Here is a 15,415-nt window from a genome sequence, read left to right as displayed (position 1 = left end):
TCCGCCCGTCCACTAGTGTGAGTGCCATGACGACTCTGCTCACCGCGCGCGACGTCCGCGTCCTCGCCGATGCCCTGGACCTCCGTCCCACCAAGCAGCGCGGACAGAACTTCGTCATCGACCCCAACACCGTCCGCATGATCGTGGATGCGGCGCACCTGCCGCCGGCGAGCACCGTCGTGGAGATCGGCCCGGGGCTGGGCTCGCTCACGCTCGGGCTCCTCGATGCCGGGCACCGGGTCGTGGCGGTCGAGATCGACGGCCTGCTGGCCTCTCGCCTCCCGGCGACGGTGGAGCAGTTCGCAGCCGACAGGTTCGCCGCCGCAGCGGAGGCAGGCGCGCCCGTGCCCTTCGCCCTCGTCCACGAGGACGCGCTCAGGGTCGGAGAGCTGCCGCAGGAGCTCGGCGTGCCCACCGCTCTCGTGGCGAACCTCCCGTACAACGTTGCCGTTCCTGTCCTCCTCCACTTCCTCGCGACGTTCCCGCAGATCACGCAGGTGCTGGTGATGGTCCAGGCCGAGGTCGCGGACAGACTGGCTGCCGGCCCCGGCTCCCGCACCTACGGAGTGCCCAGTGTGAAGGCGCAGTGGTATGGGACGGTGGAGAGGGCCGGGGACATCGGGAAGAACGTGTTCTGGCCGGCGCCCAACATCGATTCCGGCCTCGTGCGGATCACCCGGCGGGAGACTCCGCGGGAGGGCGACCGCGCGGCCGTGTTCGCGGTGGTCGACGCGGCCTTCGCCCAGCGCCGCAAGACCCTGCGCGCGGCGCTGACCGGCTGGGCCGGCTCCGGGGCGGCCGCCGAGGCGGTGCTCAGCCGTGCGGGCATCGACCCGCGGGCGCGCGGCGAGGTGCTGGGCGTGGAGGAGTTCGCGCGCATCGCCGAGGCACGTGCGGAGCTTGATGCGGAGGGTGAGGCTGAAGGCGGCGCTGCCGGCAGGCGCCGTTCCGGTGAGAACTCCCCGGGTGCGGTCGCGAACACGACGGAGGCCGATTCGCAGTGACGGTCTCCGCGATCAGGCCGGGCGCTGACCGCACCGGGCGCACGGCACACGGGGGAGCGCGGTCGGCGACCGCACGCGCTCACGGCAAGATCAACCTCCACCTGGGGGTGGGGGACGCGGGCGCGGACGGCTACCACCAGCTCGTGACCGTCTTCGCCGCGCTGGGCTGCGCGGAGACCGTCACGCTCACGGAGGCCGCCGAGGACAGCGTCGCCCTCACCGGCCGGTACGCGCACGCCGAGGTTCCCCTCGACGGCAGCAACCTCGCGCTCGCCGCGGTGCAGGCGTTCCGGGAGCGGACCGGTTGGGATGCGCGGGTGGCCCTCACGATCGACAAGCAGGTGCCCGTGGCCGGAGGGATGGGCGGGGGCTCGGCGGATGCGGCGGCGGCGCTGCGTGCGGCGGCCGCGCTGGCCGGCTTCGATGACAGGGGCGCGCTGCACGAGATCGCCGCGACGCTGGGCGCGGACGTGCCCTTCGCCCTGCGCGGGGGAGTGGCCCTGGGGCGGGGGCGGGGCGACCAGCTCACGCCGGTGCTCGCGCAGGGCACGCAGCACTGGGTGCTCGCGACCTCGACCGGCGCGCTTTCCACGCCCCTCGTCTACCGCAGGCTCGATGAGCTGCGGGCGGAGCGGGGGACGGCTGCGGGCGGCAGGGCCGCCGGCGAGGGTGGTGCGGCTGCCGGTGCGGGCGCCTCGGGCACGGATGGCTTCCGGCAGCTGCGCCTGGCCGAGCCCACCGCCGTGCTCGCCGCGCTCGCCTCGGGCAGCGTCGAGGACCTCGCCGCCGCGGTGCACAACGACATGACCCAGGCCGCGGTGACCCTGCTTCCGGACGTGGCGCATGTGATGGAGCAGGGCGAGCGGGCCGGTGCGCTCGCGGTGCTGCTCTCCGGCTCCGGCCCCACGGTGGGGTTCCTCGCCCAGAACGCCACGCATGCACTCGAACTCGCGGTGCTGCTGGAGGCCTCCCGCGGCGTGCGCGAGGTGGTCCGCACCACCGGCCCCGCGCGCGGAGCGCACCTCGTGGAGTGAGGGAGGGAAGGGCTTCGGGTGTTCCCGTCTGTCACGTCCTCCGGAGCGGCGAACGGCGGAGGCCTCCGTCAACCGCCGGTGTGCAGATGCTCCGTCGCGTTCAGCTCGATGAGTGAGCGGTTGCGGAAGAAGTCGTCCTCGGTCAGGACCGTGATCCCTCCCGGTGTCCCGTGCAGCCGCATGTGTTCGAGGGAGTCCAGCGGCAGGCGGAGGAACGCGGCGGCTGCGAAGGTGAGCGCGCCTCCGTGGGTGACGACGATCTGGTGCTCGGCCTCCCGGGCGACGAGGTCGTCTACCGCCGCGCCCACACGGGTGCCCAGCTCCGCCAGGGTCTCGGCACCGCTGATCCCCTCGTCGTGGTGGAGGCGCCCGCCACAGGTCGGGGGCGGAAGGAAGCGGGCGTCGAGCCAGGACTGCGGCCTGCCCTCGGCCTCGCCGTACGACTTCTCGCGCAGACGCGGATCGCAGCGGACGGGGACGGCGAGCAGGTCTGCGATCGCCTCGGCAGTCTGCCGTGTGCGGAGGAGGTCGGAGGAGAGGAGTTCGGCCTCGGCGTCGTCCGGAATCCGCGCGCGGAGTGCGCTGGCGACGGCCCGTGCGTGGGCGAGGCCGCGGTCGGTGAGGGGCGAGTCGTACCAGCCGCCCACGAGGCCCTCGACGTGGTGCGAGGCCTCCGGATGGGTCACGATGTACAGGGTGCGCATGGACACATGAAATCCCATCGGCGGGATCAGTGCTCGGCGGCGGGGTCGAACACGTCGAAGCCCAGTGTGTCTGCGACGCGGGCCATGGCGGCATCGTGCGTCACCACCGTGACGTGTCCGGGGCCGATGCGCTGAGCGGAAGCGAGGTGGAGGGCGTCGAGGGACTTCACATGGGGCCGGATCGCCGCGGCCTCCCTCAGGAGCGCGTCGTCCACGCGGAGGAGGGTGAGCTCTGCGGTGAATGCCTCTGCCGCGGTGACACCGAGCCCTTCGCGGCGGAGCACGCGCGTCATCTCGAGCTCCAGCAGGCGGGAGGAGATCAGAGCGCTGCCTGCCTCCGCCTGCGCATCGAACCATTCGACTGCGGTTCGGCTGTGTCCCAGCAGGATGCGCAGCGCGATCGAGGAATCGATGTACCAGGCCGCTCGCGGCCCGCGCTCAGACATCGGCATCCGCGTTGACGGCTGCGATCAGGTCATCGAGGTCGTGCGTCAGCGGCACGGGTGGACGCGCTCCGATCGGGGAGTGCGCTCTGCGCGGGGCGGAGGCGAGGCCGGAGTCGATGAGGGACTGGACGGGATCCTCGCCGGCAGGCGTCTCCGGCACGAGGCGGAGCACGGCGCGCCCGTGTTTCGTGACCTGCACGGTCTCACCGCGGGCGATGGCCTCGCTGACCACCGCGGAGACCCGCTGGTTGAACTCGGTCATGGTGATGGTCTTCATGATCCAATTCTAGTGCCTAGGTGCTAGTTCTGACAGTGCGCGCCCCCGCGGTCCCGGAACGCTAGGCTTGTCCCCGCAGCATTCCAGGCCGCGGCAAGCAACCGCGGCAGCGGAGCGCGGAGCCGCGCCTGCGGCCACACCGGAACACCCCACACCGGAACCCCCAAGGAGTCATGTGCACCTGCTCGGCGCCCAGGAGATCAGCCTCGCCTATCCCAACCGCCCCCTGCTCGAGAGCGTCACGCTGGGTGTGGAGGCCGGTGACCGGATCGGCATCGTGGGCCGCAACGGCGACGGCAAGTCCACCCTCGTGAAGATCCTCGCGGGCCTCCTGCAGCCGGATTCGGGCAGGGTGACGCGGCGCGGGGACGTGCGGACGGGCTATCTGGAGCAGGTGGACGACTTCGCGCCAGGTGCCACGATCCGCGAGGCCGTCGTGGGCGATGCCGCCGACTACGAGTGGGCCGCCGACCCCACGATCCGCGATGTCATGTCCGGGCTGCTGGGCGATCTGGCCCTGGAGACCCCGGTCGCCTCGCTCTCGGGCGGGCAGCGGCGCCGGGTCGCGCTGGCCGCGCTGCTGGCCGGCGAGCACGATGTCCTCTTCCTCGACGAGCCCACCAACCACCTCGACGTCGAGGGCATCGCCTGGCTGGCCCGTCATCTCCAGCGGCGCTGGCCGGCGGGTCAGGGCGCCCTGCTCGTCGTCACCCACGACCGCTGGTTCCTGGACGAGGTCACCACGCAGACCTGGGAGGTCCACGACGGCACGGTGGAGCAGTACGAGGGCGGGTATGCGGCGTATGTGCTGCAGCGGGTCGAGCGCCGCAGGCAGGCCGATCAGGCCGAGGCCAAGCGCCAGAATCTCATGCGCAAGGAGCTCGCCTGGCTGCGCCGGGGCGCTCCGGCGCGGACCTCGAAGCCCAAGTTCCGCATCGAGGCGGCCAATGCGCTCATCGCGGACGTGCCTCCGGTGCGCAACACGACCGAGCTCGTGGGCATGGCGACGGCGCGCCTGGGCAAGGACGTGTTCGAGCTCGAGGGCGTCGGCGTCACCTATCCCGCGCGCGGGGACGCCGAGGCCGGAACCCCGGTGCTCGAGGACCTCACCTGGATCCTGGGGCCCGGCGACCGGGTGGGCATTCTGGGCCGCAACGGCGCGGGCAAGTCCACGCTGGCGGGTCTGCTCACGGGCACGGTGGAGGCCACGGCCGGGCGGGTCAAGCGCGGCAAGACGGTGAAGATCGCGGTGCTGGACCAGCAGCTGCGCGATCTGGAGCCGGTCATGGACGAGTTCGTGCGTACGCTGCTGGGACAGAAGAAGGCCGCCTACCAGACGGCGGCGGGCGAGCTCACACCCGGGCAGCTCGCGGAGAAGCTGGGCCTCGGCGATGTGCTCGCGAACAGGGTCATGGACCTCTCCGGAGGCCAGCGCAGGCGGCTGCAGTTCCTGCTCACGCTCCTGGACGAGCCGAACGTCCTCGTCCTCGACGAGCCGACCAACGACATGGACACGGACATGCTCGCGGCGATGGAGGACCTGCTCGACACGTGGCCGGGCACGCTCCTGGTCATCTCCCACGACCGCTATTTCATGGAGCGGGTCACGGACGACCAGTACGCGGTCCGGGCGCGTTCGATGCGTCACCTGCCCGGCGGCATCGACGAGTACCTGCGGCTGAGTGCCGCGGACGCCGAGGCGGCCTCGGGCCCTGCTGCGGGTGCGGCGGCCGCGGGTGGTTCGGGTGCTGCCGGGAAGAGTGGCGCTTCCGGGGCAGGGCAAGATTCCGGTGGTGCGGGCGTTCCGCTCGCCGGTGCCGAGCTGCGCGCGGCGCAGAAGGAGCTCAGCGCCGTCGAACGGAAGATGTCCAAGCTCGAGGACAGCGTGGCGAAGGTGCAGGCGAGGATGGCCGAGCACGATCAGTCGGACTTCGAGGGTCTGGCCGCTCTCACGCGGGAGCAGAACGGCTACCGGGACGAGCTCGCGGAGCTGGAGGAGCGCTGGCTGGAGCTGTCCGAAGCGGTGGAGTGAGCCCGATGCCGACGGCAGCCCCCACCGGTCTCACTCTCCCCGCGCCCTCAGCCCGTGCTCGCGCAGCCATTCCGCGGCGGTGGTGCGGCTGACGCGCTCCAGCCACGCCTCGATGAGGACCTCGCGCAGCTGCTCCGGCTCGATGACGTCGAGGCGGAGGAGGACGGCGGGGTAGCCGTCGAAATGGGGGATCGTGAAGAACAGATCCGGGAACGCCGCGAGCAGCTCGTCCCTGGCCTCGAGTCCCGCGGTGCGCACGCCGAGCACCACACCCTCCGGCCATGCGCGGCCGAGTTCGGCGAGCTGTTCGAGGTCCCGCCCGCTCGGGCCGCGCTCCCAGGCGAACATGCCGCGCCTCGTCCGCCAGCTGGCACCGCCGCCGTGCCCCTCGATCTTCTCGAAGGCCCCCGGCAGCTCCTCTGCGATCATGCGCACATCGTTGAGCGTCGCCATACGGGCACCCTACCGGCCGGGCCCGCGCGTCGACAGGCTCGGCTGCGGCATCAGCCGACCGCGCACTCAGCTCAGCCCAGGCCTGCCGCGAGCTCCGCGAACGTCGCGTCCAGCTCCGCCTGCGCAGCGGTGTCAAAGGTGGACGCCGTCGTCATGAGCTCATCGGCGCCCGCGGCACTCACGAGCCGTTCCAGTCGCCGAGCCGCCTGAGCGTGCGTCCCGATCACGGTCTGCGCCCTGTGCTCCTCCATCCGGCGGCGCACACGGGCGGGCCATGCCTGCTCGCGGATCGCCGCGGGCGATTCCAGGGGCGGGAACGCGCCGATCTCCCGCGACTGCGCCATCGCCCAGGCTTCCGGCAGGGCGAGCTCCTCGGCGCGTTCGACGGTGTCCGCGGCGAAGACGTCCAGCGAGAGGATCACATGAGGCCTGTCCCCGTCCTGGCCGCCTACGTCGCGTTCGCCTCGCCCTTGCCAGGCTCCGCGTTGCCGGCCTCCGCAGTGCTCGCTCCCGCTGACACCGGCGCCTTCGGCACGGAACGCGCGCCGGTACTCCGCCAGCGCCTCGGGCAGCTCGGGGCTGAGCACCAGCGGCCCGCCCACCACCACGGGCAGTCCCAGCCGTGCGGCGATCTCCAGCCCCGATCGGGTCGCGAGCACATGCACGGGCACCGGTCCCGTCACCGGCCGCGCCGTGACCGGAGCGGAACCGTCGAGATAGGAGAGCAGTTCGCCGAGGTCCGCCGCGAACTCCTCGGGTGAGGCCGCCTCCCGCCGCAGCGCTCTGCGGACCGGCGCCGTGAACCCGAGCGAGCGGCCCGCTCCCAGGTCGATGCGACCGGGGTGCAGTGCCTCGAGCATCCGGAACTGCTCGGCCACGAGCAGTGGCGTGTGCTGCGGCAGCATCACGCCCCCGGAGCCCAGCCGGATCCGCTCGGTCCTCTGCCCCGCCGCGGCCAGGAGGAGCGCGGGCGCGCCCGAGGCGATCCCCGGAACCGCATGGTGCTCCGCCGTCCAGAACCGGTGGAAGCCCAGCGCCTCGGCCCGCTGCGCCCGGTCGAGGGTGTCGTGGAGCGCCTCGGCCTCGGGCTCTCCGGTGCGGGTGCGCGAGCGGTCGAGCAGGGAGAAGCGCATACCGCCTCAACGCGGTGCGGGGCCGCGGCTATTCCGCGGGCGCGTGACACTGCCGAGTTCAGCGCCGTGCCCGTGCCATCCGGGGGCGCTGATACCGCGAGCGCAGACGGAGGGCCGGCGCACTCCTGCGAGTGCGCCGGCCCTCCGTCTGCATGGTCCGCTGGTCCGGGATGCAGCCCGTGCCTCATGCCCGGTGGCCGCTGCCGGAGATCAGCTGGCGACGTCGGCAGCGTCCCCTGCGGTCTCGTTCGCGTGCAGAGCCCGGCCCTGCGTGGCGCTGCGCAGGTTCTCACCGCTGCGCTCGAACGCCCGGGTCACGCCCTCGTTCGCCTGTGCGAGATCGCCCAGGAGCTCCGTGTACCGGCCCAGCTGCTCCTCGTCCTGTGCGGGGAACATGGCCTCGTACTCATCGGCGATGTTCGCGTAGAACGAGGCGATGAGCTCCATCGTCTTGTCGGTCGCGTAGATCGAGATGCGGCGCCGGTCGGCCGAGTCCCGCTCGCGGAGCAGGTAGTCGCTGCGCACCAGGCGCTCCAGGATGGAGGTCAGCGTCGAGGCGGACAGCGACAGCTGACGGGCGATGTAGCCGGGAGTCGCGGTGCCCTCCTCCTCATCGACGAAGACCACGACCTGGAGGACGTGGAAGTCGATGAGGTTGAGCCCGTGGGTGTGGGCGAACTGCGCGGTGAAGGTGCGCGCGCCCATGGCCTGGGTGAGGTTCGAGTGGAGGAGGTCGTACACCTGCGCCCTGTGGCTGTCGGGCTGGCTGGAATCGGTGGACGCCTGCGGGAGCAGGTCCTTCAATGGTTCAGGAAGCATGGGAGCCAGTGTAGTTCACAACGATTGGGTTTCGATTGGTTGAAAAAGTGGCAGTTGGCTGAGGGTTCGACCAGTGCAGGTGGAAAATGGTGCATCGGCTCGAAGGGGAATTCACAGGACGCTCCCAGTCTGGATGCGTGCGAGCGTCGGCCCATTCCCCTGCGGACCGGCATCAGCGGCCCCTCCGTTCCCGGCATCGTCCCGACCCTCCCCCCGTGGTCCGCACGGCGGGTGCGGGCCCGCACGGTCCGGAGCAGGCATTCGTGAACGTGGAGAGAAAGAGTGAGGCAGTGAAGCGTAAGCATCTTGCACCGGCGGCAGCGATCCTGGCGACGGGCGCCCTCGTGCTCAGCGCCTGCGGCGAGGCGCCGGAGGACAGCGCAGCCGGCGACGGCGGCGGCGACAACTCGGACTACAAGGCCTGCATCGTCTCCGACCAGGGCGGATGGGACGACAAGTCCTTCAACGAATCCGCCAAGGCGGGCCTCGACATGGCGGTGGAGGAGCTCGGCATCGACCACGCCACCGCGGAGTCGAGCGCGGACGCGGACTTCGGACCCAATGTGGACAACATGGTGTCCCAGGGGTGCAACATCACGCTCGGCGTGGGCTTCCTCCTCGAGGGCGCGATCCACGATGCGGCCGAGGCGAACACGGACCTCCACTTCGGACTCGTCGACGCGACGTTCACGGACGACGACTCCAACACCGTGGAGCTGGACAACGGCAAGCCGATCATCTTCAACACCGCCGAGGCCGCCTACCTCGCCGGCTACCTCGCCGCAGGCATGAGCGAGTCCGGCACCGTCGCCACCTTCGGCGGCATCCAGATCCCCTCGGTCACGATCTTCATGGACGGTTTCGTCGACGGCGTGGCCAAGTACAACGAGGACAACGGGGACGAAGAGGTCAAGGTGCTCGGCTGGGACAAGGAGGCGCAGTCCGGCTCCTTCTCCGGCGACTTCGAGAACCAGAGCCAGGGCCAGGCGCTCACCGAGCAGTTCATCTCCCAGGACGCGGACATCATCATGCCCGTCGCCGGTCCGGTGGGCCTGGGCGCGGCCTCGGCTGCCAGCGCGGACGGCGACACCTCCATCGTCTGGGTCGACCAGGACGGCTACGAGTCCACCGAGTACGGCGACATCATCCTCACCACGGTGCAGAAGGAGATCGCGACCGCGGTCAAGGACACCATCGCCCAGGACGTGGAGGGGAACTTCTCCAGCGAGCCCTATGTGGGCACGCTCGAGAACGGCGGCGTGGACCTCGCCCCCTACCACGACTTCGAGGACGAGGTGCCCGAGGAGCTCGACGCGAAGGTCCAGGAGCTCAAGGAGCAGATCATCTCAGGCGACATCGTCGTGGAGAGCCCCTCGACCCCCTGATCGCCCCCCCACCGCCGCAGGTCCCGCCGCGGCCGCCCCTTCCGTTAGGCTTTCGCCCGGAAGTCGCCGGTCGCCGGGACCTGCGCGCATCCCCCCCCCCCCCGCCCTCACCCGTACAGGAGCACCCGCCTGTGAAACTCGAACTCAGCGGCATCACCAAGCGCTTCGGTTCGTTCACCGCCAACGACTCGATCGACCTCGTCGTCACGCCCGGGGAGATCCATGCGCTCCTGGGTGAGAACGGCGCGGGCAAGTCCACCCTCATGAACGTCCTCTACGGCCTCTACGCGCCGGAGGAGGGGGAGATCCTCATCGACGGCAGGGCCGTGCGCTTCTCGGGTCCCGGCGATGCGGTCGCCGCCGGGATCGGCATGGTCCACCAGCACTTCATGCTCGTGCCGGTCTTCACCGTCGCGGAATCGGTGGCGCTGGGCTACGAGCCCACCCGCGGTGCAGGCATGATGGATCTGGCCGAGGCCCGCAGGAAGGTGGAGGAGATCTCGGCCCGCTTCGGCTTCAGCATCGACCCCGATGCGGTCATCGAGGACCTGCCCGTCGGCGCACAGCAGCGGGTCGAGATCATCAAGGCGCTCTCCCGCGATGCCGAGGTCCTCATCCTCGACGAGCCCACCGCAGTGCTCACGCCGCAGGAGACGGACGAGCTCATCGGGATCATGCGCCAGCTCAAGGAGCGCGGCACCTCGATCGTCTTCATCACCCACAAGCTGCGCGAGGTCAAGGCGATCGCGGACGAGATCACCGTCATCCGCCGGGGCAGGGTCGTGGGCCAGGCCGCGCCGGAGTCCACCGAGTCCGAGCTCGCCGGCCTCATGGTGGGCCGGGAGGTCCACCTCACGACGGACAAGGAGGCCCCTGAGCCGGGGGATGCCACCTTCTCGGTGGAGAACCTCACGGTCGTGGGCGGCGGGGAGTCCGTGCTGCTCGACGATGTGAGCTTCTCCGTCAGGCGCGGAGAGGTCCTCGCGATCGCCGGCGTCGACGGCAACGGCCAGTCCGAGCTCGCCGAGGCGATCCTCGGCCTGGTCGCCCCCCGCACGGGGCGCATCGTCCTCGACGGCCGGGACCTGGGCGAGCGCAGCGTCAAGGAGCGCCTGCGCGCGGGCATCGGCTTCGTCCCCGAGGACCGTTCCACCGACGGCGTCATCGCCGGGTTCGCGATCCGCGAGAACATGATCCTCGACCTCTACGACGCCGAGCCGTACGCCAAGGGGCTCTCGATGCGGCCGGCCGTGGTCCGCACGGAGGGCGAGAAGAAGGTCGAGGAGTTCGACATCCGCCTCAGCTCCATCGACCATCCCATCTCCACGCTCTCCGGCGGCAATCAGCAGAAGGTGGTGCTCGCCCGCGAGCTGGGCCGCCCGCTGCGCCTGCTGGTCGCGAGCCAGCCCACCCGCGGCGTGGACGTGGGCTCCATCGAGTTCGTCCACCGGCGGATCATCGCCGAACGCGATGCAGGCACCCCCTGCGTCATCGTCTCGACGGAGCTCGACGAGGTCTACAACCTGGCCGACCGCATCGCAGTCATGTACAAGGGCCGGCTGGTGGGCATCGTCCCGCCGGACACTCCCCGGGACGTGCTCGGCCTCATGATGGCCGGGGTGCCCGAGGACGAAGCGCTCGCCCGCGTGGAGAGCGGCGAGGACGCGACCGAGATCTCCGCGGCTGAGGAGGCCTGAGCATGAGTGAGAGCAGCGCGGCACCGGGCTCCGGTGCCTCCGCCGAGGTCATCGGCGCGGGGGAGACCTCCGGCACAGGAGACCCGAGCACGGGGGGACGGCAGCCGGCGCGCCGGCACGAGGCCCGACCGGGCGTCCTCCGGGACATCCTCTCCGGCTCCTGGCTCGTCTCCCTCCTGTCCATCGCGGTGGGTCTGCTCGCCGGGGCGGTCCTCATCGCCGCCTCGAACGAGAGCGTGCAGGAGACCCTGGGCTACTTCTTCGCCCGCCCCGCCGATTTCTTCGTCACCGCCTGGCACGTCGTCACGGAGGCCTATATCGCGCTGTTCCGCGGTGCGATCTTCGACTGGCAGGCGACCTCCTTCGTCCGTGCGGTCCGGCCGTTCACCGAATCGCTCGTGGCGGCCACGCCCCTCATCCTCGCCGGCCTCGGCATCGCACTCGGTTTCCGCTCCGGCCTGTTCAACATCGGCGGGCAGGGCCAGGTCATCCTCGGCGCGATCCTCGCGGGCTTCCTCGGCTACTGGCTCACCCTGCCCGCGGGCCTCCACCTCGTCGTCGCAGTGCTCGGCGGGATCGCCGGCGGCGCGCTCTGGGGTGGGATCGCCGGTGCCCTCAAGGCCCGGACCGGTGCCAATGAGGTGATCGTGACGATCATGCTCAACTCCATCGCGGGCTATCTCATCGCCTATCTGCTCAAACAGCAGTGGTTCACGCAGTCCGGCAGCGCCAATCCGCAGTCGCGCGATGTGGACGCGACCGCCTCGCTGTTCCCGCTGCTGCCGGATCCCTTCCGCCTCAACGCGGGCTTCCTCATCGCGGTGGCGGCGACGGTGCTCGTGTGGTGGCTGCTCGAGCGCTCCACCCTGGGCTTCGAGTTCCGCGCCGTGGGGGAGAACCCGCACGCCGCGCGCACCGCGGGCATCTCCGTGGGACGGGTGACCTTCCTCGTCATGGCGCTGGCCGGCGCACTGGCCGGCCTCGCAGGCGCCTCGCAGGTGCTGGGCACGGAGGACAAGCTCACCATCGGCATCGCAGGCTCCCTGGGCTTCGACGCGATCACCGTCGCCCTGCTGGGGCGCTCGCGGCCGCTCGGCACGTTCCTCGCAGGCCTCCTGTTCGGTGCGTTCAAGGCCGGCGGGTACACCATGCAGGCCCAGACGGGCACGCCCATCGACATCATCCTGGTCGTGCAGTCCGTCATCGTCCTGCTCATCGCCGCGCCGCCGCTCGTCCGCGGCCTGTTCAGACTTCCCGCCCCGGCCGGAAAGGAGGCGCGATGACCACCGCAGCCGCCACTCCTCAGCTCACCGCCGACCTCCGCGCCCCCATCGACTGGAAGCTCCCCGTCGTGTACGCCGTGCTCGGCGTGCTCACCCTGTTCGGCTTCGGGCTGTTCGGGGGAGCCGCGGGCAGGCACACGGTCTTCTCGTTCTCCACCGGCCGGGACTTCTTCTCCGTCCCGGACCTCACGGTCTCCTCCTGGCCCACCGCCGTGGGTGCGGGCATCGTCCTCGTCATGATGGCCGCCGCGGCGGCGTGGCTCGCGACCCGGCGGGAGAAGCCCGGCGTCTGGTTCCCTGTCGTCTACGGCCTGCTGTTCCTCTTCGCCTTCCTCACCTGGGCAGGTGCGGACACCGGCAGGATCCCCGTCACGCCCCTGCTCGCGGGTGCTCTGGCGCTGTCCGTACCGCTGATCTTCGGCGCGATGTGCGGCCTGGTGGGAGAGCGTTCGGGCATCATCAACATCGCGATCGAGGGCCAGCTGCTCGCCGGCGCCTTCCTCGCCGCGGTCGTGGCCTCGGCGCTGCGCAATCCCTATGCGGGCCTCGTGGCTGCGCCCATCGCCGGCGCGCTCGTCGCGGTGCTGCTGACCTTCTTCGCCATCCGCTACTGGGTGGACCAGATCATCATCGGCGTGGTCCTCAACGTCCTCGTCGTGGGGCTCACGAACTTCCTGTTCTCGACGGTCCTCACCGCCAACCCGGAGACCTGGAACGCGCGCCAGTCCCTGCCGACGGTGCCGATCCCGCTGCTCGCGGACATCCCCGTGATCGGTCCGGTGTTCTTCAACCAGACGATCCTCGTCTACCTCATGTACGCCGCCGTCGCGGTCATCCACGTGCTGCTCTTCCACTCGCGCTGGGGCCTGCGCACGCGCGCCATCGGCGAGCATCCCAAGGCTGCGGACACCGTGGGCATCCGGGTCAACCGCTCGCGCGTGGTCAACACGCTCATCGCCGGCGGCATCGCGGGGCTCGGCGGGGCGTTCTTCACGATCGGCTCCGGCCTGGCCTTCGGCAAGGAGATGTCCGCGGGACAGGGCTACATCGCCCTGGCCGCCATGATCCTCGGCAAGTGGAGCCCCATGGGCGCGGTCGCCGCGGCCCTGCTGTTCGGCTTCGCGCGGAACCTCGGCAACACCCTCTCCACCATGGGGACGCCGGTCCCCAGCGATCTGCTGCTCATGCTCCCCTACATCGTCACGATCTTCGCCGTCGCCGGCTTCGTCGGCCGGGTCCGGCCTCCGGCAGCTGCGGGGAAGCCCTATGGCGCGCAGTGACGCGACCGCTGCCGTGCCCGGCACCGCGGTGACGTGGGAGGAGCTGCGCGTGCGCGCCCGGGAGGCGATGGCACAGGCCTACGTCCCCTATTCGGAGTATCCGGTGGGCGCGGCGGCCGTCGTGGACGACGGGCGGATCGTCACCGGCTGCAATGTGGAGAACGCCTCGTACGGCCTGGGGCTGTGCGCCGAGTGCGGGCTGGTCTCCGAGCTCGCTCGCACCGGCGGGGGCAGGCTCGTGGGCTTCGCCTGCGTGGACGGGGCCGGTGCCGCGCTCGTGCCGTGCGGGCGGTGCCGTCAGCTGCTCTTCGAGTTCGGCGGACCGGAGCTGCTGCTGGACATGCCCTCGGGCATCCGGCCGCTGTCCGAGGTGCTGCCGGAGGCGTTCGGGCCGGCTCACCTGAGCTGAGGCCCCGGACTGCCCGTTTGGCCCCTCAGGGCGGCTGACCTGCGGGTACCTGCGAACCGCCGTGGGGTCACAGGAATGCATCCGTGTGCGGCCGAAGGGTGTGGGACGGCCCTGTGGGCAGTACGATCGGACCCATCGCGGCACGACCGACCCGAGGAGGTCACGATGGTGGAACGATTCGACGCAGTGGACGTGATCAGGACCAAGCGCGACGGCGGTGAGCTGAGCCGTCAGCAGATCAGCTGGGTGATCGACGCCTACACGCGCGGGGAGGTCGCCGATGAGCAGATGTCGGCGCTCGCGATGGCCGTGTACCTGCGCGGCATGGGCATGGACGAGATCCGGCACTGGACGCGGGCGATGGTGGCCTCCGGTGACCGCCTCGACTTCTCCGGGCTGAGCCGGCCCACGGTGGACAAGCACTCCACGGGCGGTGTGGGGGACAAGATCACGCTGCCGCTGGCGCCGCTCGTCTCCGTGTTCGGCGCGGCCGTGCCGCAGCTGTCCGGCAGGGGCCTCGGCCACACGGGCGGCACGCTGGACAAGCTCGAGACCATCCCGGGCTGGAGCGCGAAGCTCAGCCGGGAGGAGCTCATGGCACGGCTCGAGGATCCCGGCGCCGTGATCTGCGCGGCCGGGCCCGGCCTGGCGCCTGCGGACAAGAAGCTCTACGCCCTGCGCGACATCACCGGCACCGTCGACTGCATCCCGCTCATCGCCTCCTCGATCATGTCGAAGAAGATCGCGGAGGGCACCTCGGCGCTCGTGCTCGACGTCAAGGTGGGCGCCGGGGCGTTCATGAAGCGCAGCGAGGACGCCCGGAAGCTCGCGGAGATCATGGTCGATCTCGGCACCTCCGCCGGTGTGCGCACCAGCGCGCTGCTGACCGACATGTCCGCGCCGCTGGGCCGGACCGTGGGCAATGCACTCGAGGTGGCGGAGGCCGTCGAGGTCCTGGAGGGCGGCGGCCCGGCGGATGTCGTCGAGCTGACGGTGGCCCTGGCCCAGGAGATGCTGGAGGCCGCAGGCCAGGGCGGTCACGACGTCGCCGCCGCGCTCAAGGACGGGCGCGCGATGGACGCCTGGCGGCGGATGATCACCGCCCAGGGAGGGGACCCGGACGCCAAACTGCCCGTCGCGCGGGAACGGCACGTGGTCCGGGCCGAGCGCTCGGGCGTGGTCCGCGAGATGGACGCGCTGTGCCTCGGGATCGCCTCGTGGCGGCTGGGCGCGGGCCGCTCCCGGAAGGAGGATCCGGTGCAGGCGGGCGCAGGCATCGTCATCCACAAGACTGTGGGCGAGGCCGTCGAGGCCGGCGAGCCGCTGCTCTCCCTCTACACCGACGAGCCCGAGCGCTTCGACCGCGCGCTGGAGGTGCTTCGCGGCGCTGTCACCTATGACGGCTGGGGCTCGCCGGGCCGCGGCTCCGTTCTCCTCGGCCGCGTGGGCTGAGCGCCTT

At 71.1% G+C, this 15,415-nt stretch carries 15 protein-coding genes; 9 read left to right on the top strand and 6 right to left on the bottom strand.

The genetic code is table 11. The features are described 5' to 3' along the window. Positions 1-26: 26 nt before the first annotated feature. Both rsmA and K318_RS0100490 read left to right on the top strand, forming a co-directional pair. The gene (rsmA, locus tag K318_RS18300) at positions 27-1,004 is read left to right on the top strand and encodes a 16S rRNA (adenine(1518)-N(6)/adenine(1519)-N(6))-dimethyltransferase RsmA (RefSeq protein WP_051297284.1); all 978 of its coding nucleotides are present in this window, start codon (positions 27-29) and stop codon (positions 1,002-1,004) included. Beyond that, positions 1,001-2,038 (top strand): 4-(cytidine 5'-diphospho)-2-C-methyl-D-erythritol kinase, encoded by a 1,038-nt coding sequence (locus K318_RS0100490; RefSeq protein ID WP_245579719.1) that lies wholly within the window; start codon positions 1,001-1,003, stop codon positions 2,036-2,038. Before rsmA ends, K318_RS0100490 begins: the two co-directional genes overlap by 4 nt. A gap of 68 nt (positions 2,039-2,106) precedes the next feature. Here the strand turns inward: K318_RS0100490 and K318_RS0100485 are convergent, their stop codons facing one another. The 3 genes from K318_RS0100485 to K318_RS18295 are packed head-to-tail and all read right to left on the bottom strand — an operon-like array spanning position 2,107 to position 3,465. Then, a complete protein-coding gene (locus K318_RS0100485) occupies positions 2,107-2,742 on the bottom strand; it encodes a histidine phosphatase family protein (protein ID WP_029088016.1) in 636 nt (211 codons plus the stop codon). Positions 2,743-2,768: 26 nt separating this feature from the next. Continuing rightward, entirely contained in the window at positions 2,769-3,188 is a 420-nt protein-coding gene (locus K318_RS0100480) for a type II toxin-antitoxin system VapC family toxin (protein ID WP_029088015.1), read from the bottom strand. Then, positions 3,181-3,465: a type II toxin-antitoxin system Phd/YefM family antitoxin gene (locus K318_RS18295; protein WP_035280128.1), complete on the bottom strand. Its 285-nt coding sequence runs from the start codon at positions 3,463-3,465 to the stop codon at positions 3,181-3,183. The genes K318_RS0100480 and K318_RS18295 overlap by 8 nt, the downstream gene beginning before the upstream one ends. Before the next feature lie 175 nt (positions 3,466-3,640). Between K318_RS18295 and K318_RS0100470 the strand changes: the two genes are divergently transcribed. After that, on the top strand, positions 3,641-5,497 hold the full coding sequence (locus tag K318_RS0100470) for an ABC-F family ATP-binding cassette domain-containing protein (RefSeq protein ID WP_029088014.1): 1,857 nt from the start codon (positions 3,641-3,643) through the stop codon (positions 5,495-5,497). A 30-nt stretch (positions 5,498-5,527) separates the two neighbouring features. On the opposite strand, the gene K318_RS0100465 is transcribed toward K318_RS0100470, so the two are convergent. The 3 genes from K318_RS0100465 to K318_RS0100455 all read right to left on the bottom strand — a co-directional run bounded on the left by K318_RS0100465 (position 5,528) and on the right by K318_RS0100455 (position 7,902). Continuing rightward, positions 5,528-5,950 carry an MmcQ/YjbR family DNA-binding protein gene (locus K318_RS0100465; protein WP_029088013.1) on the bottom strand — a complete coding sequence of 141 codons (423 nt, stop codon included), beginning with the start codon at positions 5,948-5,950 and terminating at the stop codon, positions 5,528-5,530. Positions 5,951-6,021: 71 nt separating this feature from the next. Further along, positions 6,022-7,083 carry an MsnO8 family LLM class oxidoreductase gene (locus tag K318_RS18290; protein WP_035280127.1) on the bottom strand — a complete coding sequence of 354 codons (1,062 nt, stop codon included), beginning with the start codon at positions 7,081-7,083 and terminating at the stop codon, positions 6,022-6,024. Positions 7,084-7,293: 210 nt separating this feature from the next. Beyond that, complete coding sequence (locus K318_RS0100455) at positions 7,294-7,902, bottom strand: MarR family winged helix-turn-helix transcriptional regulator (RefSeq protein ID WP_084499440.1); 609 nt, start codon at positions 7,900-7,902, stop codon at positions 7,294-7,296. Between the two features lie 290 nt (positions 7,903-8,192). Between K318_RS0100455 and K318_RS0100450 the strand changes: the two genes are divergently transcribed. The 6 genes from K318_RS0100450 to K318_RS0100425 all read left to right on the top strand — a co-directional run bounded on the left by K318_RS0100450 (position 8,193) and on the right by K318_RS0100425 (position 15,408). Next, on the top strand, positions 8,193-9,287 hold the full coding sequence (locus K318_RS0100450; protein WP_029088011.1) for a BMP family lipoprotein: 1,095 nt from the start codon (positions 8,193-8,195) through the stop codon (positions 9,285-9,287). 131 nt (positions 9,288-9,418) lie between these two features. After that, entirely contained in the window at positions 9,419-10,984 is a 1,566-nt protein-coding gene (locus K318_RS0100445; protein WP_029088010.1) for an ABC transporter ATP-binding protein, read from the top strand. Between the two features lie 2 nt (positions 10,985-10,986). Further along, complete coding sequence (locus K318_RS0100440) at positions 10,987-12,267, top strand: ABC transporter permease (protein WP_029088009.1); 1,281 nt, start codon at positions 10,987-10,989, stop codon at positions 12,265-12,267. Further along, positions 12,264-13,547 carry an ABC transporter permease gene (locus tag K318_RS0100435; RefSeq protein WP_029088008.1) on the top strand — a complete coding sequence of 428 codons (1,284 nt, stop codon included), beginning with the start codon at positions 12,264-12,266 and terminating at the stop codon, positions 13,545-13,547. The genes K318_RS0100440 and K318_RS0100435 overlap by 4 nt, the downstream gene beginning before the upstream one ends. Further along, positions 13,534-13,956 (top strand): cytidine deaminase, encoded by a 423-nt coding sequence (locus tag K318_RS0100430; protein ID WP_051297283.1) that lies wholly within the window; start codon positions 13,534-13,536, stop codon positions 13,954-13,956. Before K318_RS0100435 ends, K318_RS0100430 begins: the two co-directional genes overlap by 14 nt. A gap of 165 nt (positions 13,957-14,121) precedes the next feature. Further along, positions 14,122-15,408: a thymidine phosphorylase gene (locus K318_RS0100425; protein WP_029088006.1), complete on the top strand. Its 1,287-nt coding sequence runs from the start codon at positions 14,122-14,124 to the stop codon at positions 15,406-15,408. The last annotated feature ends 7 nt before the right edge of the window (positions 15,409-15,415 follow it).

This window comes from Brevibacterium album DSM 18261, from assembly GCF_000426445.1.
Classification (GTDB): domain Bacteria; phylum Actinomycetota; class Actinomycetes; order Actinomycetales; family Brevibacteriaceae; genus Brevibacterium; species Brevibacterium album.
This window is presented reverse-complemented; position numbering and strand designations above follow the sequence as displayed.

Bases quoted from the DNA above. Each gene is read 5' to 3' on its own strand.
- K318_RS0100430 (WP_051297283.1), top strand. From the start codon at position 13,534: ATGGCGCGCAGTGACGCGACCGCTGCCGTGCCCGGCACCGCGGTGACG.
- K318_RS18295 (WP_035280128.1), bottom strand. From the start codon at position 3,465: ATGAAGACCATCACCATGACCGAGTTCAACCAGCGGGTCTCCGCGGTG.
- K318_RS0100480 (WP_029088015.1), bottom strand. From the start codon at position 3,188: ATGTCTGAGCGCGGGCCGCGAGCGGCCTGGTACATCGATTCCTCGATC.
- K318_RS0100455 (WP_084499440.1), bottom strand. From the start codon at position 7,902: ATGCTTCCTGAACCATTGAAGGACCTGCTCCCGCAGGCGTCCACCGAT.
- K318_RS0100435 (WP_029088008.1), top strand. From the start codon at position 12,264: ATGACCACCGCAGCCGCCACTCCTCAGCTCACCGCCGACCTCCGCGCC.
- K318_RS0100440 (WP_029088009.1), top strand. From the start codon at position 10,987: ATGAGTGAGAGCAGCGCGGCACCGGGCTCCGGTGCCTCCGCCGAGGTC.
- K318_RS0100485 (WP_029088016.1), bottom strand. From the start codon at position 2,742: ATGCGCACCCTGTACATCGTGACCCATCCGGAGGCCTCGCACCACGTC.
- K318_RS18290 (WP_035280127.1), bottom strand. From the start codon at position 7,083: ATGCGCTTCTCCCTGCTCGACCGCTCGCGCACCCGCACCGGAGAGCCC.
- K318_RS0100465 (WP_029088013.1), bottom strand. From the start codon at position 5,950: ATGGCGACGCTCAACGATGTGCGCATGATCGCAGAGGAGCTGCCGGGG.
- rsmA (WP_051297284.1), top strand. From the start codon at position 27: ATGACGACTCTGCTCACCGCGCGCGACGTCCGCGTCCTCGCCGATGCC.
- K318_RS0100425 (WP_029088006.1), top strand. From the start codon at position 14,122: ATGGTGGAACGATTCGACGCAGTGGACGTGATCAGGACCAAGCGCGAC.